We start from the raw sequence: 26,833 nt of genomic DNA, 5'->3' as shown, positions 1-26,833 counted from the left end.
TCGTTTATATATATGAAGAAACTGTTTTTACTGATTACAGCGGCGTGCATGTCGCTGACTGCTGTGGCCGACGAAGGCATGTGGATGCTGCCTTATCTGCAGAAAATGAATATCCGGGACATGAAGGCGCGCGGATGCAAACTTTCGGCCGAGGATATTTACAGCATCAATAAATCTTCGCTCAAGGATGCGATCGTCATTTTCGGCGGCGGCTGCACGGGCGAGATCGTTTCGCCCGACGGCCTGCTGTTCACCAACCACCACTGCGGCTACGGGTCGATACAATCCCTGTCGTCGGTCGAACACGACTACCTGAAGAACGGCTTTTGGGCCATGTCGCGGCAGGAGGAGATTCCTGCCCCGGGGCTCAAGGTGCGTTTCATCCGTTCGATCAGCGATGTGACTGCGGATATTCTGGGCAACGTGCCTTCCACGGCCGGGCAGCAGGAGTACGAACGGATCACCTCGGAGAATATCGCCGGCCTGACCGCTTCGCTGCAGGAGGCCAACCCCGGCATGGTGGTCGAGGTCAAGCCCTTCTTCGAAGGGAACCAGTATTTTGCCTTCGTAATCGAGGTCTATACCGACGTGCGCCTGGTGGGAACGCCCCCTACGTCGATCGGCAAGTTCGGCGGAGATACCGACAATTGGATGTGGCCGCGCCATACAGGCGATTTCTCGGTGTTTCGCGTCTATGCCGGACAGGATAACAGGCCGGCGGATTATTCGCCCGAAAACCGTCCTTACAAGGCCGAGAAGTTCCTCAAGATTTCGCTCGACGGTTACAAGGAGGGGGATTTCGCCATGATCATGGGGTTCCCGGGTTCCACGCAGCGTTATATGACTTCGTATGAGATCGACGACATGCTGAACGTTTCGAATCCCAACCGGATCTTTATCCGCGGCGAGCGCCAGGCGATCCTGAAGGAGGACATGGCTGCCAGCGACAAGGTACGTATCCAGTATGCTTCGAAATACGCCACGTCGTCGAACTACTGGAAGAATTCGATCGGCAAGTCTCGCGGCATCCTCAAACTGGGTGTTAAGGAGCGCAAGCAGCAGCAGGAAGCTGCCTTCCAGGCGTGGGCTGAGAAGAATACGCTGCCCGAGGAAGGGTATATTGACGCGCTGCCGAAAATCCGAGAAGCGATCGAGGGGCTGGCCGGCATCGACGATAACCGCCAGTATCTGGAAGAGGCTTTCCTGCGTGCGGTCGAAATACTGACCCCCGCAAAAATGTTCGACGGGCGGACGGAGATAAAGTATCCCGAAGAGGCCCGAAAGGCGATGGCCGGTTGGTATAAGGATTACAACGCCCCGACCGACCGGAAGGTGGCCAAGCGCATGCTGAAGATCGCCCGCGAGCACATGACCGACCTGCCGTCGTTCTATACGGAGATCGTGGATAAGGAATTCAACGGCGATACGGATGCCTATGTGGATTATATTTTCGATAATTCGCTCTTTACATCGCAGGAAAAGGTCGATGAGCTGATCGGTTCGTTTTCTGCCGATAAATATGCCGCCGACCCCATTGCCCCGTTTGTGAAATCGGTGTGGGAGAAGTATAATGCGCTTTCTCAGGCACGCAAGCCGATCGTGGAGAAATATTACGAGGGAAGCCGTAAATACGTGGCGGGGCTGATGCTCCAAAACCCGAAAAAGGCGTGGGCTTCGGATGCCAACTTCACGCTGCGCCTGACCTATGGCCGCGTGCTGCCCTATTCGCCTGCCGACGGCATCGAATACAACTACTATACGACGCTCAAGGGCGTAATGGAGAAGGAAAATCCGCAGAACCCCACGGAGTTTACCGTGCCCGAAAAACTCAAGGAACTTTATGCGGCGCGCGATTTCGGCCGTTATGCCAATGCCGAAGGCGAACTTCCGGTGGCGTTCCTTGCCGACTGCGATATTACGGGCGGCAATTCGGGTTCGCCCGTGATGAATGCCAGGGGTGCACTGCTCGGGCTGGCTTTCGACGGCAACTGGGAAGCCATGTCGGGCGATGTGGCTTTCGAGCCCGATCTGCAGCGCACGATATCGGTCGACATCCGCTACGTGCTGTTCATCATCGACAAGTACGCGGGCGCAGGATGGCTGCTCGACGAGCTGGTGTTCGAATAACGATTCCGACCGCCGATAATTAGGAAATATGCCCCGGACTACGCCGGGGCATATTTTTACCCGCTGCTTAATGCGGGCCGATTCATTCGCGCGGTTTCCGTTTTGTTTTCTTATGGCGGGGCCCCCTTGTAGTTTGTAAACAAATAATGGGGCTTTGCTTTTTCTTTCCCTAAAAATTACTAATTTTGACAGAAATTAGTAATACTGTATATCTCAATATGGCAAAAGAGTTCAAGCGTTACCTCGTTACATCGGCTCTCCCCTATGCCAACGGCCCGGTGCATATCGGCCATCTGGCGGGAGTTTATATACCTTCGGATATTTACACGCGTTACCTGCGGCTGAAGGGCTGCGACGTGATTTCGGTCTGCGGATCGGACGAGCACGGCGTGCCCATCACCATCAAGGCCCGCAAGGAGGGGGTGACCCCGCAGCAGATCGTGGATCGTTACCATAACCTGATCAAAAAGTCGTTCGAGGGGTTGGGAATGTCGTTCGATATCTATTCGCGGACATCGTCGGCGACCCATGCTGCGACCGCTTCGGAATTTTTCCGCAAACTCTACGACGAGGGGAAATTCATCGAGAAGACCACCATGCAGTATTACGACGAGGAGGCGCAGACGTTCCTTGCCGACCGTTATATCGTCGGCACTTGTCCCAAATGCGGGAACGACCGTGCCTACGGCGACCAGTGCGAGAAATGCGGGTCTACCCTCTCGCCCGACGAGCTGATCGACCCGCATAGCGCCGTGTCGGGGTCGGTTCCGGTCAAAAGGGAGACGAAACACTGGTATCTCCCGCTGGATCAATACGAAGGTTTCCTCCGCGAGTGGATACTCGATGGGCATAAGGAGTGGAAGACGAATGTCTACGGACAGTGCAAGAGCTGGCTCGACGGCGGATTGCAGCCCCGTGCCGTGAGCCGTGACCTCGACTGGGGCATCCCCGTGCCCGTGGAGGGTGCCGAAGGGAAGGTGCTCTATGTGTGGTTCGACGCTCCGATCGGTTACATATCCGCCACGAAAGACCTTACGCCCGATTGGGAAAGGTACTGGAAGTCGGAAGACACCAAGATGGTGCATTTCATCGGCAAGGATAATATCGTGTTCCACTGCATCGTCTTCCCCTCGATGCTCAAGGCGCACGGGGGGTATATACTGCCCGAGAACGTGCCGGCCAACGAGTTCCTGAACCTTGAGGGCGATAAGATTTCGACCTCGCGCAACTGGGCGGTGTGGCTGCATGAATACCTGGAGGAGTTCCCCGGAAAGGAGGACGTATTGCGCTATGTGCTGTGTGCCAATGCCCCCGAAACCAAGGATAACGACTTTACATGGAAGGATTTCCAGGCCCGCAACAACAATGAGCTGGTCGCTGTGCTGGGAAATTTCGTCAACCGTGCGCTGGTGCTTACGCAGAAATATTACGGCGGCGAGGTTCCTGCCTGTGGAGAGATGAATGATTATGACCGTCAGACAGTTACGGAAGTAGCTGCCGTGAAGGGTTCGCTCGAGGCCAATATCGAGAACTACCGTTTCCGCGAAGCCCTTAAGGATGCCATGAACATTGCACGTATCGGCAACAAGTATCTGGCGGACACCGAGCCGTGGAAAGTCATCAAGACCGATCCCGGGCGCGTGAAAACGATTCTCAACATCGCGTTGCAGATTACGGCCAATACGGCGATTGCCATCGAGCCTTTCATGCCTTTCTCGGCGTCGAAGATCCTGAAGATGCTCGCCGTGGAGAAATTCGGATGGGAGCGCCTCGGGGCGATGGATCTGATCGCTGCCGGGCATAAGATCGGCGAGGCGTCGTTGCTCTTCGAGAAGATCGAAGACGACGTGATCCAGCGCCAGTTGGACAAGCTTGCGGCGACGAAAGAGGCAAACCTTGCTGCTGAAAATTTGCAAAATATTGAACCTCAGAAAGATACGATACAATTCGACGATTTCCAGAAAATGGATATCCGGGTTTCTACGATCCTTGCGGCCGAAAAGGTCGCCAAGACGAAGAAATTGCTGAAATTGACGGTCGACACGGGGATCGACCAGCGGACGATCGTTTCTGGAATTGCGGAATATTTTACGCCCGAAGAGCTGATAGGGCGCAGGGTGCTGGTTCTTGTGAACCTTGCTCCCCGCGAACTGAAAGGGATCTTGTCGCAGGGTATGATCCTGATGGCTGAAGATGCTTCGGGGAAACTGCTGCTGCTGGGCCCCGACGGAAATACGAATAACGGTGCTATCGTAGGATAATGCGAGGAAAGGATCGGTTCAAGGTTTGTTTTTGCCCGGTTTACTTTGCTGTGGGGATAATTTAGAAAAACCTTTAAATTTTACTATAATGGAAAATATTGATTGGAGTGCCTTGGGGTTCGACTATCACAAGACCGACGTCAACGTCCGTTATTATTTTACGGATGGTAAATGGAGTGATATGGAGGTTACGAGCGACGAGTACATCAAGATGCACATGTCGGCTTCGTGCCTGCATTATGGCATCGAACTTTTCGAGGGTCTCAAGGCCTTTCGTGGAGTCGATGGGAAAGTCCGCCTGTTCCGTGTCGAGGACAATGCCCGCCGCCTCCGGTCTTCGGCCGAACGTCTTTGCCTTCCGCTGCCGACCGTCGAAATGGTCGTTAATGCCTGCGTCGAGGTCGTTCGGCGGAATGAAGCTTATATTCCCCCCTACGGAACAGGGGCTTCGCTCTATCTGCGTCCGGTGATGTTCGGCACGACGGCCGGCCTGGGGGTCAAACCTGCAAAGGATGCTTTGCTGATTGTCTACTGTTCACCTGTGGGTGCTTATTTCAAGGAGGGAATCAAGCCGATCCTGGTTGCCATTGACCGAGAGCAGGATCGTGCTGCTCCACGTGGAACAGGCGATGTGAAAGTCGGCGGAAATTATGCGGCCAGCCTTTTGTCGGGTGAAAAAGGGCATAAAATGGGCTATTCGAATATCATGTATCTCGACGCTGCGGAGCATAAATACATCGAAGAGTGCGGTGCATGCAATTTCTTCGGCATCAAGGATGGCAAATATATCACTCCGAAATCCTCTTCGGTGCTTCCGTCGATCACCAATATGAGCCTCCGCCAGCTGGCCCGCGATATGGGGCTTGAGGTAGAAGACCGAAAAATTCCGGTCGAAGAACTTGCCTCTTTCGAGGAGTGCGGAGGCTGCGGAACGGCTGCCGTGATCTCCCCTATCGGCACTATCTATGACATGCAGACGGAGAAAACCTACTCTTATGGTGATAAGGTTGGTAAGATTTCTCTGGAATTATATACCCGATTGCAGGATATTCAGTACGGACGAGCTGAGGATAAATATAATTGGTGTACGATTGTTTTGTAGAATACGAATATATTGTTAAGAGGCCGCTATACAGCGGCCTCTTTTGTTTTTTTTGTGTTTAAGGGTTTTATATATATGTTCCACGTGGAACACTACCCTATCTTCCGAATTTTACTAAAAGAACATTTACGTCTGCGGGAGAAACTCCGGGTATGCGCGAGGCTTGCCCGATGTTTTCAGGCCGAATTCGGGATAGTTTTTGCCGGGCCTCGATAGTCAGGGAATTCATCGAGTGAAAGTCGAAATCCGCGGGAATTCGTATGTTTTCGAGCCGATGTAGTTTTTCTGCAATGAATTTTTCGCGCTCAATATACCCTTTATATTTGATTTGGATTTCTGCCTCTTCGATCACCTCTTCCTCCATCCGGTTCGTTTCGATGAATTTTCGGAGTTTCGGCAGGACGGCTTGCAGCGAATCGAACGAAACATTATTCCGCATTAGTATGTCGTAAAGCTTCCTTCCCTGTGATAAAGGTTCGGAATTTATTGCTTTTAAATAGTCGTTAATTTCGGCTGCTTTGATGCTCTGTTGGCGAGTGAAAGAAATAAGCGATTCTACGAGCGTATTTTTTTTGACGAAATAGTCATATCTTTTTTGGGTAATAAGCCCGATTTTATATCCGACAGGAGTAAGCCGGATGTCCGCATTGTCCTGCCGGAGCAGGATGCGGTATTCTGCACGCGAGGTGAACATGCGGTAGGGCTCGTCCACCCCTTTGGTCACAAGGTCGTCTATCAGCACTCCGATATAGGCTTCGTCGCGCTGCAATACGACGGCCTCCTCCCCTTTCAGCATCCGGTGTGCATTGATCCCGGCCATCAACCCCTGGGCTGCGGCCTCTTCGTATCCGGTCGTCCCGTTGACCTGCCCGGCGAAATAAAGGGCGGAAACGAGTTTTGTTTCGAGCGAATGGTGCAATTGTGTGGGTGGAAAATAGTCGTATTCGATGGCATAGCCCGGGCGATAGATGTGGAGGTCTTCGAATCCCCGGATTTTATGCAGTGCTTCCAACTGTATTTCCCAGGGCAGCGACGAAGAAAAACCGTTGAGGTAGTATTCGTTGGTGCTGCGTCCTTCGGGTTCGAGGAAGAGCTGGTGCTGGTCTTTGTCGGCGAATGTACGCAGTTTGTCTTCGATGCTCGGGCAGTAGCGCGGCCCGATTCCCGTTATCGTCCCGTTGAACAGCGGCGAGCGGTCGAACCCTGTGCGCAGGATGTCGTGCACCTCGGCCGACGTGTAGACCAGAAAACAAGGGAGTTGGTCTTTAACCGGTTGTGTATCAGGGGAAAATGAAAATTTGGATGGTTTTTTGTCCCCGTATTGCGGTTCGAGTATTTCGAAGTCGATCGTGCGGGCATCGAGGCGTGCGGGTGTCCCGGTTTTCATACGCCCGGTTTCGAATCCGATTGCGCGCAGGGATTCCGTGATCCCGTGCGAAGCGGCGTCCCCTGCCCTGCCGCCCTCGGCGTGCGATGTGCCGCAGTGCATCAGCCCGTCGAGGAACGTACCGGCGGTAAGTATGACGGCCTTGCAGGCGAATTCGATGCCCATACGCGTCCGCACGCCAGTCACGCGCGGTTTGGTTGCCGAGGTGTCGAACAGCAGTTCGGTGGCGGCGTCCTGCCAGATATAGAGGTTGAGCGTGTTTTCGAGCGTATGGCGCCACTCCTCCGAGAAACGGGTTTTGTCGCATTGCGCACGGGGGCTCCACATGGCCGCACCCTTCGAACGGTTGAGCATCCGAAATTGGATAGCGGTGAGGTCGGTAATGCGTCCCATCTGTCCTCCCAAAGCATCTATTTCTCTGACTATCTGTCCTTTGGCTACTCCCCCGACGGCCGGGTTGCACGACATGGAAGCCATCTTGGCCATGTCCATGGTGAGCAGCAGCGTGCGCGACCCCAGGCGTGCGGCGGCCGAGGCCGCTTCACAGCCGGCATGTCCGCCTCCGATGACGATTATATCGTAGTCGAGTGTCATTCTTCTGGTTTGTTTTCTGTCTGCAGATCGACGCTGCCGCTGTTCCTCCCGGCGATCAGGGCCTCGTAATCAGGCTCGTCCCAATCGATTTCGTCTCCGTCGGGCGACTCCGTGAAATCCCATTCGATAAGATCCATTTCGCGGACTGTTTCAGGCGGGGCATAAAGACCGAGGTACCGGGGATTTTCCGGCTCCTCTCCGCTGAACGCGAAAACGGCGATTTTGCGCACGGGATCCACGATGTAGACGTCTACCTGCTGTATATCCAGATAACCCGCCGTTGTCCGGAAGCAGTAGTGCGTGGGGTCGATGCGCTCGAAAGCGTCGATGATCGAAGGAAAAGGGCCGTCCATCATTTGCCGGACGAACAGCGATTCGGTGATCCATATCGGATACCAGTAGAGCATGTCCACGTAATACTTGCCCCGGTAGGAACATATCGGAATCCATGCCCGGGGACACTCCTGCAGCGAATAGACCGGGAGCGGTTCGGGATGCTGCTCCTTGAGTAATTCAAGGTATTGCGCGAAACTATCCCTGTTCCAATCGTTGTAACCGGGTGTCGTGCACGAGGCGAGCAGGCGGTAGGACTCCGATTCCCGGTTCATTTCGATATATGCCCTGCAATGCGAGGTGCGGTCGTGTTCGGGATCGTAAACCGATGATTGGTAAAGGAACGTCGTGTCGTTCTCCACGAAAGGCCCGTGCCGTTCGAAATTCCGGGCTTCCGGGTTTGCTTCGGGGATGGAATCGCACACGGGGGCGACGGCCGTTTCGGCGACGGCGGAATCGGCGGCAGGCAAGGCTGCCGTAACGTTGTTATCCGTGTTGTCATTCGCTGTCCTGCGTCCCAGGCAGCCGGCGGACAGTAATCCGATAAGAAGAATCAACAGTCGTGTTTTCATGGATTCAGGTATTATTCTCCGGGTTCTCCCAGAATTTAAGGTATTTATCCTCCTTGCGATGCATCTGCGCGTTGGTGCGGGGCGTCTTGTCGCCCTGGCCGCAGAGGTGCAGCACGCCGTGTACGACGACCCTGCGCATTTCCTGGAGCGTCGTGCAGCCGTATTGCCGGGCATTGTCGGCTACGGTCTCGACGTCGATGAAAATGTCGCCCGAAACGATGCGTTCGCCTTTGCGGTCGCTGTAATCGAACGTAATGACGTCGGTGAAATAGTCGTGCCCGAGCCACTGGCGGTTCATCTCCAGGAGCCGTTGCGCCGAGCAAAAAATGTAGCTCACATCGCCCAGCGTATACCCTTCCGCTTCGGCCACTTCGCGCAGCCATGCCGCCGTCAGGCGTTTCTGCGGCAGCCGGAAGGTACAATCGTCGTTATAGTATCGTATTGCCATGTTTGAAGGACGGCCCGAAGCCGTAATCAGTCTGTAAATCTTTGCAAAAGTACAAAAATAATACAGATGAAAATGTCCCGGCGGGCTTTTTCTCGTTGTCCGTATCCGGGTGGCATTCCGAAGCTGCATCTGCCTTCCCCGCAGGGAAATTCCGGAAAATTAAAAAAAATATTTTTTCAGAAAGGGAGCGGTTTTAGTTACGGATCGTAACTTTTATTTCCGAACCGGGGATACATTGCCGCCATGTCCTGGTTTTTTGTTTCATATTGTTCTGATATACAATTTCTTATTGATATATCGGGGCGAATAACGATACGGAAAAACCGTTATATTTACCTCGTCACGAAGTATTAACCCAAAAATCTCTCAAAATGAAAATCTTCAAAATGCTTACCGCGCTTGCGGCTTTTTTTGCCGTGGCGTTGTTTTCGGGATGTGATGACGACAAAGGATCCGAACCCGATCCGCAGCCTGTGAAACTCGCTTCGCCCGGGATTGTCTTCAAGGACGTCAAACCCACGTCGTTCGCGGCCTCGTGGACGGCCGTGGAGCATGCTGCGGCTTTCGGTTATAAACTGCTGACGACTGAAGGTGGACAGGAGGTCGTCGTGGCTGAGATCGCTTCGTATGATGCCGTGGAAGTCTCTTTTTCGGGGCTAAAACCCGCTACGGAATATACGCTCGAAGTCGTTGCGCTGGCCGGAGACGCCCCCGGATATACCGATTCGGATCCGGCAAAGGCTTCGACGACGACAGCCGACGAGCCGGTCGTCGTGACGTCGCCGTGGGTCGATGTCGAGTTTTCTTACGAGACGGTCGGCGGAAAGGGGACGTTGCGTGTCACCAACAAAGCCAATGTCAAGTGTGCGCATTTTTATTCGAGTACCGAGACGGTGAATGTCATCGGCGAAGGGTATGATGACGAAAAGACGCTGATCGGGTATATCCTGATGGATTACGAGGACGGTGTGCCGGGTGTTTATATGGACACGGCCGGGCACAAGTTCAATAACAACGGCGCCGGGTTCAAGGCCGGGGACAAGCTCTTCTACTATGTCGTGGGCGTGGATGCGGCCGATAAACCGGGCGACCTGAACTGGTTTTGGGTCGAAATCCCCGCCAACATAGGCGACCCGGTGATTATCCTCGATTCGCCGGAGGTCTGACGACTTTCCGGAATAATTGGTAAGCGGGATCCTGTTTTTGCGGGATCCCGCTGTTGTATTCCGTTCTGGCCAGATACAGGGCTGCGGAAAAGGTTTTTTTGATCCGGAAAAGGTCGACGGGAGAGCTAGCCAGGTTTAGAGGGGGATTTCTGCCCGCCGTTGCCAAAAATATTTGATGGGATTTATCCTTCGCCCGAAACGGTTTTTCGGCGTGGCGTGTCCGGGGTTACCGTTCGGAAGGATTCCCGATCCGGTGTTTATTGCCGGGGTTTACCGTTTGAAACAGTTTTCGGCGCGGAGCTTCTCGCCGGGGTTTGGCGGGTAGATGCCGAATACCAGTTTGTACTCGGTTTCCATCGTCATGATGTTGACCGACGAGCCGATGGTGCCCAACTGTTCGTTTCTTGCCACTTTCTGGCCTTTTTCGACGCAGATCGACCCCATGTTGGCATAGGAGGTTATATATTCGCCGTGAGCCACGAAAACGTCGTATTTGTTGGTGATGCGGTTGCGCTTGATTTCGACGACCTTTCCGTCGTAGATCGAAATGACGTGCGCACCCTTGGGGCCGGAGATCTCGGCCATGTTTTCCTTGTAGCGTTTTACGGAACCGGCCGTGACGGGAAGCCTCAGCCCCGTGGTCTTGGTCGAGAACGACGCACCCTCGGTATTGCCTTTGGTGAGTTTGCGCAGCTCGCTGATGGCCACGTCGAGCTGCTGTTCCTGCGACAGTTTGCGTTGCAGGGCCTGTTTCTCCTTTTGCGACATCTGGCGAATATTGGCCCGGGCGTTGCGCGAATCGCGCTGGAGCTTCTGTTTCTGGGCGGTGAGGTTCTGCGTCACCGAGTCCAACGAGCGTTTGCGGCGGTCGAGCTGCGCCTTCTCGTGGGCGACCTGTTCCGAAAGTGCGGCGATGTCGTGCAGTTTGCGTTCGCGCATCGAAGCCACTTCACGCAGGTTGGTGATCTTTTTCGCGACGTCGGTGAAGTCGCGCGACGAAAAAATGTAGGTCAGGTAATTGTTGTGCTTATAGTTGCGGTAGGCCTCGCGTACCATCTCGGCATACTGCGTGCGGTTGCGCTCCAGGGCCGAGCTGAGATCGCCGGCGACGCTGTCCGTACGGGATATCTCCTTGCGAAGCAGGCGCGCCTGCTTCTCGGTCTCTTCGAGCAGTTGGTTGCGGGAGTCGAGCTGGCGCGCCAGGCGGCGAACCCGTTCCTCGGTGGCGGCGCGGCCTTCCTGTATCTTCGAGATCGCGCGTTCCTCGTCGGCAATCCTCTTTTCCAGGGCGGCGATGACCCGTTTCTGCTCTTCGATGGCATCGCGGCCCCCCTGCGCCGCAGCGGTAAAGGCGGCGAACAGGAAAAGGAGGGTCAGTATGCGGGCGGGCTTCATCACGGTCACTCTTTTTCGGCTTTGCCCTGTTCCATGCGGCGGGTGATCTGGTCGGCGTCGTAGCCCTTTTCGAGTCCCTTGCGCCAGTATATTTCGGCCATGAACTGTTCGCCCATGGCATGCAGGATATCCCCGTAATGAACCAGCAGTGCCGCACTCTCCTGCCCGTCGAGGGCGATGGCCTGCTGCATCACCTTCTTGGCCTCGGCCGTGCGTCCCAGCTTGAAGAGCACCCAGGCATGGGTGTCCAGGTATGTGGGGTTGTTGTCCGTGAGGGCGATGGCGCGGCTCGACATCGTGAGCGCCTTTTCGAGTTCACGCCCTTCGAGCGAGAGGAAATAGGCGTAGTTGTTGAGTACCATGGCGTTATCCGGATCGTAGCGCAGGCTGTGGTCGTAGGCTTTGTAGCACTGCTTCATATCCGCCCGGAACGAACCTTTTCGGACAGCCCGGGCGAAATCGTCGTCGATGTCCTGTTCGCCGGCGGTGGCTTTCTGGTGCCAGGTGTCGCCGATAAATCCCCAGATCACGCTGCGCAGCGAATCTGTCCGGGCATAGCCCAGCGATTGTTTGTAGGCTTTGATCGCCTGGGGGTATTGTTTGGAATAATTCAGCGTGTGCCCTTTCGAGAGGTGGAAATCGACCTGCCCGGGAAAGAGCTCCAGGGCGCGCCCGATATAACGGTTCACCGAGTCGGGATGCTGAAGATAGCTCTCGATGTCGATCACCGAACGGAAATACTCCTCGACGGGCGGCTGGTCGTCGAGGTGGAGCTTGTAGAGCGCCAGCGCCTGTTCCAGCTCGCCCGAGGCGATCAGGTGTTTGGCATAAAGTTCCACGACGCGCCTGTCCTGCGGGTAGCGGACGGCAAGCGTCGAGGCCAGCGTATTGAGCTGGGGGTAATATTCGCGGTAGAAACGCATGTCGGAGGTGAAGATCCCGAAACGCTTGATCTTCGTGTCGAGCGGCATCTTGTCCGACTCGAAAAGCCGCTGCGTAACGTCCAGCACCGCCCGGTAATCGTGTCGGCCGTTGTAGAAATCGGCCAGCGACATGAGCGTCCCCACGTCGGTCGAGTCGATCTGCAATGCCCGGTCGTATTCGGCCTTGGCCAGCGAATCCTTGCCCAGAATGCCGTAGAGGTCGGCCAGCACGACGTGGTGTTCGGCCTCGTAAGGCACCGCTTCGACCATGGCCTCGGCCTCTTCGACGGCCTTGTCCATCTGGCGTGTAGCGACCAGCAGCTGCCGTTTCATGGTGCTCAGCACCGGGATGCGGCCGAAGCGCACTTCGGCCGAGTCGAGCGTGGCGATGGCCGAGAAGGGCTGCTGCGCCTGCTCGTAGAGGGCGGCCAGGATCCGGTAGTTGTCGGGGTTCTGCGGCTCGTCGCTGCGCAGGCGGCGGTAGACGGCCAGCGCCTCGTCGTAACGGCGGGCGTAGATGAGTGCCTGCCCGAGGAACTGGTGGTACCACTTGTTGGCGGTGTCGAGCCGGAAGGCCGTGCGTGCCAGATCCACCGCCTCGTCGGGCGTGGAATACATGCCGTTGGCGGCCATTTCGTAATAGGCCGGTGCGAAGGTCGAGTCGTTGCGGATGGCCTCGGCGAAGAATTCCCGCGCCCGGACGGTGTCTCGGGCAATGGCATTCTGTTTGATGCCTTCGGTATAGAGCCACACGCTGCGCAGCGAATCGGGATAGCCGGGCACGCCGGCGGGGCCTTTCCCGGCGGCGAAGGCCGAAAGGAAGAGCACGCACAGTACCGTGATCGCTGTCAGACGTTTCATGGGCCCGGTGTTTTAGAGTGCCGTGTCGAACTGGTGGAGGAAACGCACGTCGTTCTCGAAATAGAGGCGCAGGTCTTTCACGCCGTATTTGAGCATTGCGATGCGTTCAATACCCATGCCGAAGGCGAAGCCCGAGTATTTTTCGGGGTCTATGCCGTTTGCCTGGAGTACGTTGGGGTCTACCATGCCGCAGCCCATGATTTCGAGCCAGCCGGTGCCCTTGCACACCGGGCAGCCCTTGCCCCCGCAGAGGTTGCACGATACGTCGACCTCGGCCGAAGGTTCGGTGAAGGGGAAGTACGACGGGCGCATGCGGATGACGGCCTGCTCGCCGAAGACCTCCTTGGCGAAGTAGAGCAGCGATTGTTTCATGTCGGCGAACGACACCCCTTCGTCGATGTAGAGGCCCTCGATCTGGTGGAAGATGCAGTGTGCGCGGTATGAAATGGCTTCGTTGCGGAACACGCGGCCGGGGCAGATGACGCGGATGGGCGGTTTCTGGTGCTCCATGGTGCGTACCTGGATCGACGAGGTATGTGTGCGCAGCAGGATGTCGGGATCCTTTTCGATGAAGAACGTGTCCTGCATGTCGCGCGCAGGGTGTTCGGGCGGGAAGTTGAGCGCCGAGAAGACATGCCAGTCATCCTCGATCTCGGGGCCGTCGGCGACGGTGTAGCCCAGCCGCGAGAAGACCTCGACGATCTGGTTCTTGACGATCGAGATCGGGTGGCGCGACCCCAACTGTTCGGCCGAACCGGGACGGGTCATGTCTTCGGTCGCAGCGCCGTCGTCGGCGATTGCGTCCTGAAGTTGCTCGCGCAGGGCGTTTATGCGGTCGAGGGCCGTGACCTTGAGTTTGTTGAGCTGCTGCCCCATTTCGCGCTTGAGCTCCGGGGCCACCGTCTTGAACTCTTCCATCAGGGCGTTCAGTTCGCCCTTCTTGCCGAGGACTTTGATGCGGAACTCCTCGATCTCGGCCGCTGCCTTCGGTTTGAACTCTTCGACACGTCGGAGAAGTTCATTGATTTTGTCGGTCATATTTTGATTGTTTACGCTTTTTCCGTATTTTTACCCGTCTTATTACGTTAAGTATAACGTGCAAAGTTATAAAAAAATTGAGATATGTTGCGTAAAACCCTCTCATTTATCTCGGTGCTGTTGCTCGCTGCGACGGTCGCCGGGGCGCAGAACCCCGACGACGGGACTGCACGTCCCCGCTCGGTGGGCGTCGTGATGAGCGGCGGCGGCGCAAAAGGACTCTACCATATAGGCGTGCTCGAAGCCCTCGAGGAGAACGGCGTGCCGATCGATTACGTGGCGGGCACCTCGATGGGCTCGATCATCGCGGCCATGTATGCCGCGGGCTACTCCCCCGCCCAGATGCGGGAGATCGTCGCTTCGGGCGTGGTCAAGGAGTGGGTGTCGGGGCGTATCGACCCCCGTTATACCCCCTACTACCGGCAGATCGGCCACAACCCGTCGTTTATCAGCGTGCGCCTGAACCTGGGTAATTCGGGCAAGCGTTTCCGTGTGACGAACCTGATTTCTTCGACGCCGATCGAGATGGCGCTTACGGAGCTGTTCGCGCCGGCCTCGGCGGCTGCCGGCGGCGACTTCGACCGTCTGATGGTGCCTTTCCTCTGCGTGTCGAGCGATATGAACGCCCGCGAGCCGGTGGTGATGCGCAACGGCGACCTGTGCGAAGCCGTGCGCTCGTCGATGTCCATCCCGCTGGTGTTCAAACCGATGAAAGTCGATTCGATGCTGCTCTACGACGGCGGTATTTACGACAACTTCCCGTGGCGTCCGCTCGACGTGGGGTTCCGTCCCGACCTGATCGTGGGCAGTATCTGCACGGCGGGCAATACCCCGCCGGGCGAGGACATCAACATCCTCGACCAGGCTTTCATGCTGGCGATGCACGATACGGATTACGACCTGCCCAAAGGGCGCAGCGTCACGGTTCGCCGTGCCGTGGATGTCAACATGCTCGATTTCGACAGCGCCGTGGCCGTGATGGATGCCGGTTATGAAGATGCGATGGCCGTCATGCCGCAGATCCTGGAGCGGGTTTCCGAACGCTGGTCACCCCGGCGCTATGCCGAGCGGCGCGAGGAGTTCCGCGCCAAATGCCCGCCGCTGGTCTTCAACGACTATAAGCTCGAAGGGCTCTCCTCGGCGCCCGAGGCCTATATCCGCGACTTCGTGAAGGTAGACCGCCGAACCCCCGGGCGCCAGCGCCCGATGGGTTTTTCCGAATTGCGCGACAACCTCTACGCGGTGCTTGCGGATGGCGATTTCACGATGGATTTCCCGCACGTGGCATACGACACCGTGACGGAGCGCTATTCGTTCCGGGCAAAGTTCCATACCAAACCCAACTTCAAGATCACGATCGGCGGCAACGTCTCCTCGACGGCCTTCAACCAGGCCTACATCGGCGTCAATTACCAGACGATCGGCCGTGTGGGGCAGCAGTTGGGCGCCGACCTCTACCTCGGGCCGATCTATACGTGGGGTACGATCGGAGGGCGCACGGATTTCTACATGTGGAAACCCGTGTTCCTGGATTACTCCTACAATTTCGCCGTGCGGAATTTCCGCCACGGTTCATTCGGCAACATCACCAAAATCGACAACACGCGGCAGGTCAAGAACAGCGAAAGTTTCTTCTCGGTGGCCGCCGGAATGCCCCTCGCCCACCGCGGCGTCTTCCTGATCCGCGCCAACGGCGGGCATGTCAATTACCGGTACGATTCCGACGAGCTTTTCGCCGACGATACCGACCATTCGCGCTATTCGTTCTTCGGGATCAAGGCCGAGCTGGCGCGTAATACGCTCGACAAGTTCCTCTATCCCCGCCGGGGTTCCGACCTGAAACTGTCGGGCATCTTCGTCACGGGGCGCGATAAATACGAGCCGTTCGATGCCGAAAAGTTCCTGTCGCGGACGTCCCGCCAGTGGGTCGGGGCGCGGCTTACGTGGGACAAGTATTTCGACATGCCGGGCTGCAGCTGGTTTTCGCTGGGGCTGAACGTCGACGGCGTGATCACGAACCATCCCGAGTTCACGACCGAGGGGGCCACGGTGATGTCGATGCCGGCTTACGAGCCGGTGCCTCACGCGCAGATGATTTACATGCCCGACTTCCGGGGCAAGCGGTTCGCGGCGGGCGGCGTGATGCCGACTTTCGACCTGATGCCCAACTTCTTCCTGCGCACGGGTTTCTACGCCATGTTCCGCGAGAAACGCAGTTTCGTACCCGGGGTGTCGGGCCCGGTGGAAGATAAGCGCTGGCACTATATCGCCGAGGCGTCGCTGGTCTACCATACGCCGATCGGCCCGGTCAGCCTGGCCCTGACCAAATACGACCTGCGCAACTGGAAGAACATGTACCTGACGTTCAATTTCGGGTACGCGATCTTCGCGCCCAAGGGGACGTTCTATTAGCGTGCCGTGGCGCCGGGCGCATTATTTTTTCTGTTATCGGAATAACACTTTTTTAAATTATTTTCATAAATTTGCCCCGGTAATGCGTATTTGAAAGATCAATTCAACAAAATAATTCAAAATCAAAGAGCTATGTTCGCAATCGACAATTACGATTTCAAAGGCAAGCGCGCGATCATCCGCGTGGATTTCAACGTGCCCCTCAACGAGAAGGGCGAGGTAACGGACGATACCCGCATCCGTGCGGCGATCCCCACCATCAAGAAGGTGCTCGAAAAGGGCGGCTCGGTCATCCTGATGTCGCACCTGGGGCGTCCCAAGAAGAATCCCGATCCCAAGTTCTCGCTGGAGCAGATCGTCCCCGCCATCGAGAAACGCCTGGGCGTGAAGGTGATGTTTGCCGGCGACTGCATGGGCGAGAAGGCCGCCGAGATGGCTGCAAACCTCAAGCCCGGCGAGGTGATGCTGCTCGAAAACCTGCGTTTCTATGCCGAGGAGGAGGGCAAGCCCCGCGGCCTGGCCGAAGACGCTACCGACGAGGAGAAGAAGGCTGCCAAGAAGGCGCTCAAAGAGGGCCCGCAGAAAGAGTTCGTCAAGCGGCTCGCTTCGTATGCCGATTGCTACATCAACGATGCGTTCGGTACGGCGCACCGCGCACACGCTTCGACGGCGCTGATCGCCGATTATTTCCCCAACGACAAGATGTTCGGCTATGTGATGGAGAACGAGCTGAAGGCCATCGACGGCATTATGCTCAACCCGCAGCGCCCGTTCTGCGCCATCCTGGGCGGTTCGAAGGTCTCGACCAAGATCACCATCATCGAGAATCTCCTGGAGAAGGTGGACGTCCTCATCCTGGGCGGCGGTATGACCTATACCTTCGCGGCTGCGGAGGGCGGTAAGGTCGGCAATTCGATTTGTGAGCCCGACCAGTTCCAGACGGCACTCGATATCCTGGCCAAAGCCAAGCAGAAGGGTGTGAAGGTCGTGATGTCGCCCGACGCGCTGATCGCCGACGCATTCTCGGCCGATGCCAACACCGATGTGGCTCCCGCCAACAATATTCCCGACGGCTGGGAAGGCGTCGACATCGCCGAGGAAGGCAAGAAGGTGTTCCGCGAGGAGATCCTCAAGTGCAAGACGATCCTCTGGAACGGCCCCGTGGGCGTGTTCGAGATTGACAAGTTCGCAACCGGTTCGCGCGCCGTGGCCGAGGCTATTGCCGAGGCTACCTCGAAGGGTGCCTACTCGCTCATCGGCGGCGGCGATTCGGTGGCGTGCATCAACAAGTTCGGCCTGGCGGACAAGGTTTCGTATGTTTCGACCGGCGGCGGCGCCCTGCTCGAATACATGGAAGGCAAGGTGCTTCCGGGTGTGGCGGCGATCCGCAAATAAGCCGACATTCCGATCCAGATCCGAAATAAAGACAAGGGGTGTTCCGGCATGGTCGGACACCCCTGTCGTCACTAAAAAACCCGAACACAATGAAAAAAATCATTCTTTTCGCTGCAACAATAGCTTGTATGGCAAGTTGTCAGAATACATCCAAAACCCCGGCCATCGACCTGGCCAACTTCGACCTTTCGGTAGCCCCGAACGCCGATTTCTACGAGTACGCCACGGGCGGCTGGCAGAAGAACAACCCCCTCAAACCGGAATATTCGCGCTACGGTTCGTTCGATATCCTGCGCGACAACAACGAAAAGCGTATCAACGAGCTTTTCTCGGAGATGACCAAGATGAAGGCCGAGCCCGGCAGCATCGAGCAGAAGATTTCCGACCTCTATAAGATGGGGCTCGATTCGGTGCGCCTGAACGCCGAGGGTGTAGCCCCGGTGAAGGACGCCGTCGGGGAGATCCTCGCCATCGGCGACCGTGCACAGCTGACCGGTGCCATTGCCGGACTCCACACGGCGATCGCCAACCCCTTCTTTTCCGTGGGTGTGCAGGCTGACTTGATGAACAGCGATATCAATGCCCTTTATATCTCGCAGTCGGGCCTCACGATGGGCGACCGCGATTACTACCTCGACCCCGAGAACGAGAATATCCGGACGGCCTACAAGGAGTATCTGGGCAAGCTTTTCCGTCTTGCAGGCATTCCTGAGGCAGACATCGAGAAAGCCGTGGCCGGTGTGATGAACATCGAGACGAAACTGGCCGAGAAGTCTTGGTCGAACACCGAGTTGCGCGACATACCGGCACAGTACAACCCCACGGCGAAGGCCGAGTTCGAGAAGACCTACGATGCCATAGACTGGCCCGCTTACTATAAAGCCATGGGCATCGGCGACTTCGACACGATCATCGTGACGACGAAATCGTCGATCGCCAACGCCAACGACCTGATGAAGAACGCTCCGCTGGAGGATATCCGTTACTACCTTGCGGCGCAGTACCTGGACGATGCCGCGTCGTACCTGAGCGACGATTTCCAGCAGGCATCGTTCGATTTCTACGGCAAGGCGATGGCCGGCCAGCAGGAGATGAAACCCCGCTGGAAGCGAGCCATGTCGGTGCCCAACGGCATCCTTTCCGAGGCCGTGGGCGAGATGTATGTCGCCAAATATTTCCCCGCAAAGGACAAGGAGCGTATGCTCGGGCTGGTGAAGAACCTGCAGACGGCGCTCGGGCAGCATATCGCGGCGCTGGACTGGATGTCGGACGCCACGAAGGCCAAGGCTCAGGAAAAACTGGCGGCCTTCACGGTGAAGATCGGTTACCCGGACAAGTGGAAGGACTATTCGACGCTGGCGATCGACCCCTCGAAGAGCTATTTCGAGAACATCGTGAATGCCAGCCTCTGGTATACGGCCGACAATATTTCGAAGCTCGGCAAGCCTGTCGATAAGGACGAGTGGCACATGTCGCCCCAGACGGTGAACGCCTACTACAACCCGACGACCAACGAGATCTGCTTCCCGGCAGCCATCCTCCAGCCGCCGTTCTACAACCCCGAGGCTGACGACGCCGTGAACTACGGTGCCATCGGCGTGGTGATCGGCCACGAGATGACCCACGGGTTCGACGACCAGGGCCGCAACTTCGACAAGGACGGCAACATGAACAACTGGTGGACGGAGGAGGACGCTGCTGCGTTCAAGGCCAAGACCGACATCCTCGTAAAGCAGTTCGACGCGATCGAGGTGCTGCCCGCCAAGGACGGCCAGCCTGCGATTATGGCCAACGGCTCCCTCAGCCTGGGCGAGAACATCGCCGACCAGGGCGGCCTGCGCGTTTCCCATACGGCGTTCCGTAACTCGCTGAACGGCACCGAGCCCGCGCCGATCGACGGATTCACCGCCGACCAGCGGTTCTACCTGGCTTACGCTACGCTGTGGGCGCAGAATATCCGCGACGAGGAGATCGCACGTCTTACGAAGCTCGACGTACACTCGCTGGGCAAATGGCGTGTGAACGCCACGCTGCGTAATCTGCAGGATTTCTACGATGCGTTCAGTATGACCGACGGGGAGATGTTCATGCCCGAGGAGGAGCGCGTGGTTATCTGGTAGGCGGGTGCCGCCCCGATCGATATGCCGGCGGCAGGGTAATCCCTGCCGCCTTTTTGTTTCCCTGCCGGGCGGGTTGCTATGTTGATTATATCGAAAAACGATAAATATTTTTTGATATTCAAAAATTGTTGTTATATTTGTCGCCGAACAAACCCTAAAAATAACTCTCAGCGACCATGGATTTACTCACAGTAGAACATGTCACCAAGCAATACGCCGGGCACAAGGCCCTCGACGACGTATCGCTCGCAATCCCCCGAGGTTCGGTCTACGGGTTGCTTGGCCCCAACGGGGCCGGCAAGACGACGCTGATCCGCATCATCAACCGCATCACGGCGCCCGACAGCGGCCGCGTGTTGTTCGGTGATCGCGAGATCACGCCTGCGGATGTTTACCGTATCGGTTACCTGCCCGAGGAACGCGGCCTTTACAAGAAGATGAAGGTCGGCGAACAGGCCGTTTTCTTCGCACGCCTGAAAGGGCTTTCGCGCCGCGAAGCCGTCGTGCGGCTCAAGCAGTGGTTCGTGAAGTTCGGTATCCAGGACTGGTGGGACAAGAAGATCGAGGAGCTCTCGAAGGGCATGGCTCAGAAGGTGCAGTTCATCGTCACGGTGCTGCATGAACCCGAACTGCTGATCTTCGACGAGCCTTTCTCGGGCTTCGACCCGATCAATGCCAACCTCCTGAAGGAGGAGATCCTCGCCCTGCGCGACAAGGGCTCCACGATCATCTTCTCGACGCACAACATGTCGTCCGTGGAGGAGATCTGCGACCACATCACGCTGATCAACAAGTCGCGCAACATCCTCTCGGGGTGTGTCGACGACATACGCCGCAGGCACGGGGCAAACATCTTCGAAGTGGCCTACCGGGGCGATGAGGCGGCGCTGCGCCGTGCCGTCGAAGGCCGCTGCGAGATCCTCGAAGGTTCGCAGGACAAGTCGGTATACGCTACGCTCAAACTCCATGTCGAGCGCGACGAGGAGGTGCGCGCAGTGATCGCCGCCGTGAACGACGCCGTCGAGCTGCGCTCGTTCCAGGAGATCATCCCGTCGATGAACGACATATTCATCCGCGCCGTCAGCGGGAACCTTTAGCCGGCCATGAACAGCAAGATCGTCAGCTCCGTCTTCGCCGTCGTGGCGCTGGGCATCCTCTTTTACGACGTCTGTGCCGGGGAGCGGGTTGCGCCGTGGGTCTACCTCTGCTTAGGGCTGCTCGTCGCGGCGCAGCTGATCAATCTCTTCGGGAACAAAACTCATAAAAACAAGTAAAACCATGTCACAAGTAGGTATCATCATAGGGCGCGAATTCAATGAGCGCGTCCGCAAAAAATCCTTCATCATCACCACGCTGCTGATGCCGCTGCTGATGGTCGGCCTGATGTTCGCCCCAATGCTCATCATGAAGTATTCGGGCGGCGACGAGAAACATATCGCCGTGATCGACGAGAGCGGGCTGATAGCCCCCAGGCTGCAAAGCGGCAAGGAGCTGATATTCGAGCCCACCGACCTTTCGACCGAGGCCGCGCGTAAGGAGCTGACCGACAAGTTCGGCGTGCTCTACATCGGTTCGGACATCCTCACCAACCCCAACAACGTGAAACTGTATGCCAATTCGTCGTCGTCGCTGTCGGTCGAAAGCAACATCACGGGGCAGATCGAGGATATCATAGAGGCCGAGAAACTCAAATCGTACAACATCGAAAACCTGTCGCAGATACTCCAGGAGGTGAAGACCCGCGTCGGTATGCAGACTTTCCGCAACGACGAGTCGCAGGAAGAGGAGGCGCACGCCAAATCGTCGGTGGTAGCCACGGGGACGGGCTTCGTACTGGGCATGATCCTCTACATGTTCCTACTGATCTACGGTTCGATGGTCATGCAGTCCGTGATCGAGGAGAAGAACAGCCGCGTGCTGGAGGTGATGGTTTCGTCGGTGAGGCCCTTCGACCTGATGCTGGGCAAGATACTCGGCGTGGCGTCGGTTGCCGTCGTGCAGGTGCTGATCTGGGGCGCGCTGTGCGTCGTAGGGGCGCTTGCGGTGGCGCAGATGATGCCGCCCGAAATGATGGAGGGCGTGCAGGCCATGCAACAGGGGGTTCCCGGCGCAGCGGCTGCGATCGACGTGAACCCGGAGATGTTGCAGGTGATAGCGGCCATTACGGACTTCGGCTTTATCCTCCGCATCTTCGCCTACCTGCTGCTGTTCGTCTTCGGCGGTTACCTGTTCTACTCGGCGATGTTCGCCGCGGTGGGATCGGCCGTAGACAGCATCCAGGACGCGCAGCAGTTGCAGACACCGATCACGATCCCGATCATCCTCGCCCTGCTGGTGATGATATCGGTCGTGAACGACCCCAACTCGCAGATGGCCTTCTGGTTCTCGATGATCCCCTTCACGTCGCCCGTGGTGATGATGGCGCGTATCCCTTACGGCATCCCCCTGTGGGAGATAATCCTCTCGCTGGTGATCCTCTACGCCTCGTTTACGGCGATGGTGTGGTTTGCGGCGAAGATCTATCGCGTGGGTATCTTCATGTACGGCAAAAAGCCGACGTTCAAGGAGCTGTACAAGTGGATGCGGTATAAGTATTAGTCCGCACCGCGAAACGCGGAATAACCGGGCCGTACGTTGTCGTGCGGCCCGGTTTGTTTTCGTGCTGCCGGGCCGTCCGCCCCGTGCGGGATCGGCTTGTCCGGGATCGGTGTTGTGCGCGGGACGTCCCGCGGCGGATGGGCCGGCGGCCGGCTCGTGCTGCCCGGGCGTGCGGGTGCGAAATCGGCGGGTGCCGGTATTTCCCCGGTTTTTACTATCTTTGGGGGTATGAAAGAGTCGAAATTCGTCAAAACCAAGATCGTCGCGGGCTATGTCATCCTGATTGCCGTCTGCGTCCTTTCAGTCGGGTATGTTTACCGTGCGGTGGTGCGTTTTTCGACCTCCGACGGCAGTTATTCGCTGCTGCACACCAAGCGCAATGTCGTGGGACAAACCCTCTACCACCTCTACCAGGCCGAGAGTTACGGCCAGCTGATGATCGCCGGATACAAGTCTTACGAGGCGCGGTACAAACGCGAATTGCGCACCGTGCGCGGCTATATCGACTCGTTGCGCATCCTGACCGGGGAGCAGGATTCGCTCCAGACGATGCGCCTGGACAGCATCGTGAGGCTGTTGGGCGACAAGGAACGGCGGACGATGAACCTGCGGCGGACGATCCGTTCGGCGGCTACGGCCAGTCTGCTGGACAAGAATATCCGCGAGCTGATCGGCCCGGCGGACAGTGTGGACAGCGTGGCGGTTTTGCGCGACAGCGTGTCGGTGCGTACGGTGGTGCAGGATACGCTGTCCGTGGCGGTGCCGCGGCGCAAGCGCAATTTCTTCCGCCGTTTCGCCGACCTGTTCAGTCCTCCCAAAGAGGATTCGAGCATCGTGATCTCTCACCGTGAGCGGGTCGTCGATTCGCTCCCCGCGACGGCCGTGAAGGATACGATCGCCATCGTCCTCAGGACGTTGCAGGATCGGGTGACCAGCGACCGCATCGGCATTTACGACCGGGCGTGGGATGAAGGGATGCGCCTCCGCTACAGCAACGAACTGGTGAATACGAAGATCTACCGCCTCATCATGGATTTCGAAGCCGAGGATACGGCGTTCCTGCTGGGCAAGATCGACCAGACGGAGGCTATCCGCCGCCGGTCGTCGTACGTGTTGGGCGGTATCGCCATCGTCGCCGTCGTGCTGATGCTGCTGTTCGTGGGTATCCTGCTGCGTGATATCAACCGCAGCACCCGCTACCGGAGGGCGCTCGAGCGGGCCAACCGCGACAACGAGGCGCTGCTGGCAGCGCGTGAGAAGCTGATGCTGGCCATCACGCACGACATCAAGGCGCCGCTGGGATCGGTGATGGGGTATATCGACCTGCTTTCGCGCCTCACCACGGGCAAACGCGAGGGACTTTACCTGCACAATATGAAGGAGTCGTCGGAGCACCTGCTGGCGCTGGTCAACAGCCTGCTGGACTTCTACCGGCTCGATATCAACAAGGTCGACGTCGACAACGTGGCGTTTTGCCCGGCACAACTGTTCGAGACGATCCGCGAGGGGTTTGCGGCCATGGCCGATGCAAAGGGCATCGCCCTTGTGCTCGAAGCCGGGCCGGGGGCCGGGGACGAGGTGATGGGCGATCCTTTCCGGATCCGCCAGGTTGCCGATAACCTGATATCCAATGCGCTGAAATTTACGGACGAGGGCAGTGTGACGATCCGGGCCGACGTCGTGGACGGACGGCTGGTATTCTCCGTGCGCGACACCGGGCGGGGCATCGGCCGCGAGGAGAAAGAACGCATTTTCCAAGAGTTCGTACGCCTGCGTTCGGCGCAGGGCGTCGACGGGTTCGGGCTGGGGCTTTCGATTGTCGACCGTCTGGTAAAACTGCTCGGCGGCAGCATCTCGCTCGAAAGCCGCCTGGGCGAGGGCAGTAAGTTCATTGTCTCGGTGCCGGTAGGCCGCAGCAGCGGGAAGAACCCCGGCGGCCCGCCGCAGCCTGCCCGCACGTCCGTCCGTCCGGACTTGAAGGTGCTGCTGATCGACGACGACCCGCTGCAACTGGAGATGACTGCCGGGATGTGCCGCCAGGCCGGGGTGGCTGCCGAGTGCTGCCAGTATCCCGAATATGCCGCCAAACTGGTGGCCGAAGGGGTGTTCGACGCTGTTTTTACCGATATACAGATGCCGTCGGCCGACGGGTTCAGCGTATTGGCCGCGGTGCGCGGGGTCGACCCTGCAATTCCCGTGGTGGCCGTTTCGGCGCGTGGGGAGATGGATGCCGGGGATTTCTCGGCACGCGGGTTCGCGGGATGCCTGCGCAAGCCGTTTACGGCGAATGAACTGGTTGCCGTGCTGAACACCGTCTGCGGCGCGGATGCCGCGGTGCCGCCCGCCGGGGGCGGGGTTTCCGCGGCCGGGGCGGAACAGGCGGACGGAGTGGATTTCAGCGCCCTGACTGCCTATGCGGGTGACGACACGGCGGCGGCACGGGGAATTCTGGAATCCTTCGCGGAGCAGGGCGCGACCAACTGTGCCCTGCTGGAGCGGGCGTTGGACGAAGGCGATGCGGCGGCACTGAAAGCCGTGGCGCACAAGATGGCGCCGATCTTCACGATGCTCGGGGCCGTGCAGGTGGCGGCGGCGCTGCGGACGGCGGAAAACTGGGAAGGCCCCCTGACCGACACGTTAGGCCGGGAGGTACGCACGGCGGCAGAAAATATCCGCGCGATTATCGCGGAAGCGCAAAAAAAGGTATCTTTGTCGTGAATATGGAACGGATTCTGATCGTAGACGACGACATCACCTTCGGCCTGATGCTCAAGACCTGGCTCTCGAAAAAAGGGTTCGGGACACAGACCGCAGCCAGTGCGGCGGCAGCCCGGACGGCTCTTGCGGAAGGAGGCTACTCGCTCGTGCTGAGCGATATGCGGTTGCCCGACGAGGACGGAATCGCCCTTTTGCAGTGGATGTCGGGGCAGCGGATCGAAGTGCCCGTGATCGTGATGACGAGCTATGCCGAGATCCAGAACGCCGTGCGCTGCATGAAACTCGGCGCCCGCGACTACGTCGCCAAGCCCGTCAATCCCGACGAATTGCTGAAAAAGATCCGCGAGGCGCTTGATGCCCCGGCGCCCGTAGGCGATGTCCCCCCGGTAACGCCGGAAAAGGCGCCGGAGACTTCCCGGGCTGCGGGCGGGGATATGCCCAACTATATCGAGGGGCAGAGCGATGCCGCGCGGCAGCTCTACGAATATGTGCGGCTCGTCGCGCCGACGAACATGTCGGTATTGGTGAACGGTGCCAGCGGCACGGGCAAGGAGCATGTGGCGCAGCTGATCCACCGCCAGAGCAAGCGTGCCGGAAAGCCGTTCGTAGCGGTCGATTGCGGCGCCATTCCGCGCGACCTGGCTGCTTCGGAGTTTTTCGGCCATGTCAAGGGGTCGTTCACGGGGGCTGTCGGCGATAAGACGGGCGCCTTCGAAGCGGCCAGCGGCGGCACGCTCTTTCTGGACGAGGTGGGGAACCTTACCTATGAAACCCAGGTGCAGTTGTTGCGGGCCTTGCAGGAGCGCCGCATCCGTCCCGTGGGCAGTAACCGTGAAGTTGCGGTCGACATCCGGCTGGTAGCTGCGACCAACGAAGACCTCGAAGCGGCGATCGCGCGCGGGACGTTCCGGGCCGACCTCTACCACCGGATCAACGAATTTACGCTCCGTATGCCCGAAGTGAGGCAAATGCGCGAGGATATCATGCTGTATGCCGATTTTTTCCTCGACCAGGCCAACCGCCAGCTGGACAAGCATATCGTCGGGTTCGACGGCGAAGCCGCTGCAGCCATGGTGCGTTACGACTGGCCGGGAAACCTGCGGCAGATGAAAAACACGGTGATGTCGGCGACGCTGCTCTGCCGGGGCGATTATATCTCCTGCCGCGAACTGCCGGCCGAAATCGCCGGGGTTTCCGGTGCGGTTGCGGTGCCGTTGCGCAACCCGGCCGGCGAGGAGGAGCAGATACGCCGTGCCCTGGCTCTGGCCGGGGGGAACAAGTCGCAGGCCGCCAAACTGCTCGGCATCGACCGCAAGACCCTTTACAACAAATTGCACCTCTACGGGATCGAGTGATGCGCCTGCGTGTGGAATTTTTCCACAT

General features: G+C 57.9%; 18 protein-coding genes. 12 read left to right on the top strand and 6 right to left on the bottom strand.

Annotated elements, in window-relative coordinates; translation table 11 throughout:
* Positions 1 to 12 precede the first annotated feature (12 nt).
* The 3 genes from DW189_RS06440 to DW189_RS06430 all read left to right on the top strand — a co-directional run bounded on the left by DW189_RS06440 (position 13) and on the right by DW189_RS06430 (position 5,490).
* Positions 13 to 2,127: a S46 family peptidase gene (locus DW189_RS06440; protein ID WP_117507247.1), complete on the top strand. Its 2,115-nt coding sequence runs from the start codon at positions 13 to 15 to the stop codon at positions 2,125 to 2,127.
* A gap of 218 nt (positions 2,128 to 2,345) precedes the next feature.
* Positions 2,346 to 4,388 (top strand): methionine--tRNA ligase, encoded by a 2,043-nt coding sequence (metG, locus tag DW189_RS06435; RefSeq protein ID WP_117507246.1) that lies wholly within the window; start codon positions 2,346 to 2,348, stop codon positions 4,386 to 4,388.
* Between the two features lie 88 nt (positions 4,389 to 4,476).
* Positions 4,477 to 5,490, top strand: a complete 1,014-nt coding sequence (locus DW189_RS06430; protein WP_117507245.1) for a branched-chain amino acid aminotransferase — start codon at positions 4,477 to 4,479, stop codon at positions 5,488 to 5,490.
* A gap of 97 nt (positions 5,491 to 5,587) precedes the next feature.
* Here the strand turns inward: DW189_RS06430 and mnmG are convergent, their stop codons facing one another.
* From mnmG to ybeY, 3 genes are read right to left on the bottom strand one after another with little or no spacing between them, the layout of a single operon-like run.
* Positions 5,588 to 7,471 carry a tRNA uridine-5-carboxymethylaminomethyl(34) synthesis enzyme MnmG gene (gene mnmG / locus DW189_RS06425; protein ID WP_117507244.1) on the bottom strand — a complete coding sequence of 628 codons (1,884 nt, stop codon included), beginning with the start codon at positions 7,469 to 7,471 and terminating at the stop codon, positions 5,588 to 5,590.
* Complete coding sequence (locus DW189_RS06420; protein WP_141417802.1) at positions 7,468 to 8,376, bottom strand: hypothetical protein; 909 nt, start codon at positions 8,374 to 8,376, stop codon at positions 7,468 to 7,470. Before DW189_RS06420 ends, mnmG begins: the two co-directional genes overlap by 4 nt.
* A gap of 4 nt (positions 8,377 to 8,380) precedes the next feature.
* On the bottom strand, positions 8,381 to 8,824 hold the full coding sequence (gene ybeY, locus DW189_RS06415; protein ID WP_117507242.1) for an rRNA maturation RNase YbeY: 444 nt from the start codon (positions 8,822 to 8,824) through the stop codon (positions 8,381 to 8,383).
* Positions 8,825 to 9,195: 371 nt separating this feature from the next.
* Between ybeY and DW189_RS06410 the strand changes: the two genes are divergently transcribed.
* Entirely contained in the window at positions 9,196 to 9,990 is a 795-nt protein-coding gene (locus DW189_RS06410) for a fibronectin type III domain-containing protein (RefSeq protein WP_117507241.1), read from the top strand.
* 270 nt (positions 9,991 to 10,260) lie between these two features.
* Here DW189_RS06410 and DW189_RS06405 read toward each other — a convergent pair whose 3' ends face one another.
* The 3 genes from DW189_RS06405 to pheS are packed head-to-tail and all read right to left on the bottom strand — an operon-like array spanning position 10,261 to position 14,207.
* Positions 10,261 to 11,385 carry a murein hydrolase activator EnvC family protein gene (locus tag DW189_RS06405; protein WP_022332738.1) on the bottom strand — a complete coding sequence of 375 codons (1,125 nt, stop codon included), beginning with the start codon at positions 11,383 to 11,385 and terminating at the stop codon, positions 10,261 to 10,263.
* A gap of 5 nt (positions 11,386 to 11,390) precedes the next feature.
* Positions 11,391 to 13,169, bottom strand: a complete 1,779-nt coding sequence (locus DW189_RS06400; protein WP_117507240.1) for a tetratricopeptide repeat protein — start codon at positions 13,167 to 13,169, stop codon at positions 11,391 to 11,393.
* Positions 13,170 to 13,181: 12 nt separating this feature from the next.
* Positions 13,182 to 14,207: a phenylalanine--tRNA ligase subunit alpha gene (gene pheS, locus DW189_RS06395; protein ID WP_055201690.1), complete on the bottom strand. Its 1,026-nt coding sequence runs from the start codon at positions 14,205 to 14,207 to the stop codon at positions 13,182 to 13,184.
* A gap of 84 nt (positions 14,208 to 14,291) precedes the next feature.
* On the opposite strand from pheS, the gene DW189_RS06390 reads away from it, so the two are divergent.
* The 8 genes from DW189_RS06390 to DW189_RS06360 all read left to right on the top strand — a co-directional run bounded on the left by DW189_RS06390 (position 14,292) and on the right by DW189_RS06360 (position 26,805).
* Positions 14,292 to 16,619: a patatin-like phospholipase family protein gene (locus tag DW189_RS06390; protein WP_055201691.1), complete on the top strand. Its 2,328-nt coding sequence runs from the start codon at positions 14,292 to 14,294 to the stop codon at positions 16,617 to 16,619.
* A gap of 132 nt (positions 16,620 to 16,751) precedes the next feature.
* Positions 16,752 to 18,014 (top strand): phosphoglycerate kinase, encoded by a 1,263-nt coding sequence (locus tag DW189_RS06385; protein WP_055201692.1) that lies wholly within the window; start codon positions 16,752 to 16,754, stop codon positions 18,012 to 18,014.
* A 128-nt stretch (positions 18,015 to 18,142) separates the two neighbouring features.
* The gene (locus DW189_RS06380) at positions 18,143 to 20,134 is read left to right on the top strand and encodes a M13 family metallopeptidase (RefSeq protein ID WP_055211978.1); all 1,992 of its coding nucleotides are present in this window, start codon (positions 18,143 to 18,145) and stop codon (positions 20,132 to 20,134) included.
* Between the two features lie 176 nt (positions 20,135 to 20,310).
* Positions 20,311 to 21,231, top strand: a complete 921-nt coding sequence (locus DW189_RS06375) for an ABC transporter ATP-binding protein (RefSeq protein ID WP_018695552.1) — start codon at positions 20,311 to 20,313, stop codon at positions 21,229 to 21,231.
* A 6-nt stretch (positions 21,232 to 21,237) separates the two neighbouring features.
* Positions 21,238 to 21,408: a hypothetical protein gene (locus DW189_RS14415; protein ID WP_162508132.1), complete on the top strand. Its 171-nt coding sequence runs from the start codon at positions 21,238 to 21,240 to the stop codon at positions 21,406 to 21,408.
* 4 nt (positions 21,409 to 21,412) lie between these two features.
* A complete protein-coding gene (locus DW189_RS06370; protein ID WP_032134602.1) occupies positions 21,413 to 22,732 on the top strand; it encodes an ABC transporter permease in 1,320 nt (439 codons plus the stop codon).
* 228 nt (positions 22,733 to 22,960) lie between these two features.
* Entirely contained in the window at positions 22,961 to 25,450 is a 2,490-nt protein-coding gene (locus DW189_RS06365; RefSeq protein ID WP_117507537.1) for a hybrid sensor histidine kinase/response regulator, read from the top strand.
* Positions 25,451 to 25,452: 2 nt separating this feature from the next.
* Positions 25,453 to 26,805, top strand: coding sequence for a sigma-54-dependent transcriptional regulator (locus tag DW189_RS06360; RefSeq protein WP_117507239.1), 1,353 nt, complete (start codon positions 25,453 to 25,455; stop codon positions 26,803 to 26,805).
* Positions 26,806 to 26,833: the final 28 nt, after the last annotated feature.

Origin of the sequence: Alistipes sp. AM16-43 (assembly GCF_003435745.1) — a bacterium.
Taxonomy (GTDB): domain Bacteria; phylum Bacteroidota; class Bacteroidia; order Bacteroidales; family Rikenellaceae; genus Alistipes; species Alistipes onderdonkii.
This window is presented reverse-complemented; position numbering and strand designations above follow the sequence as displayed.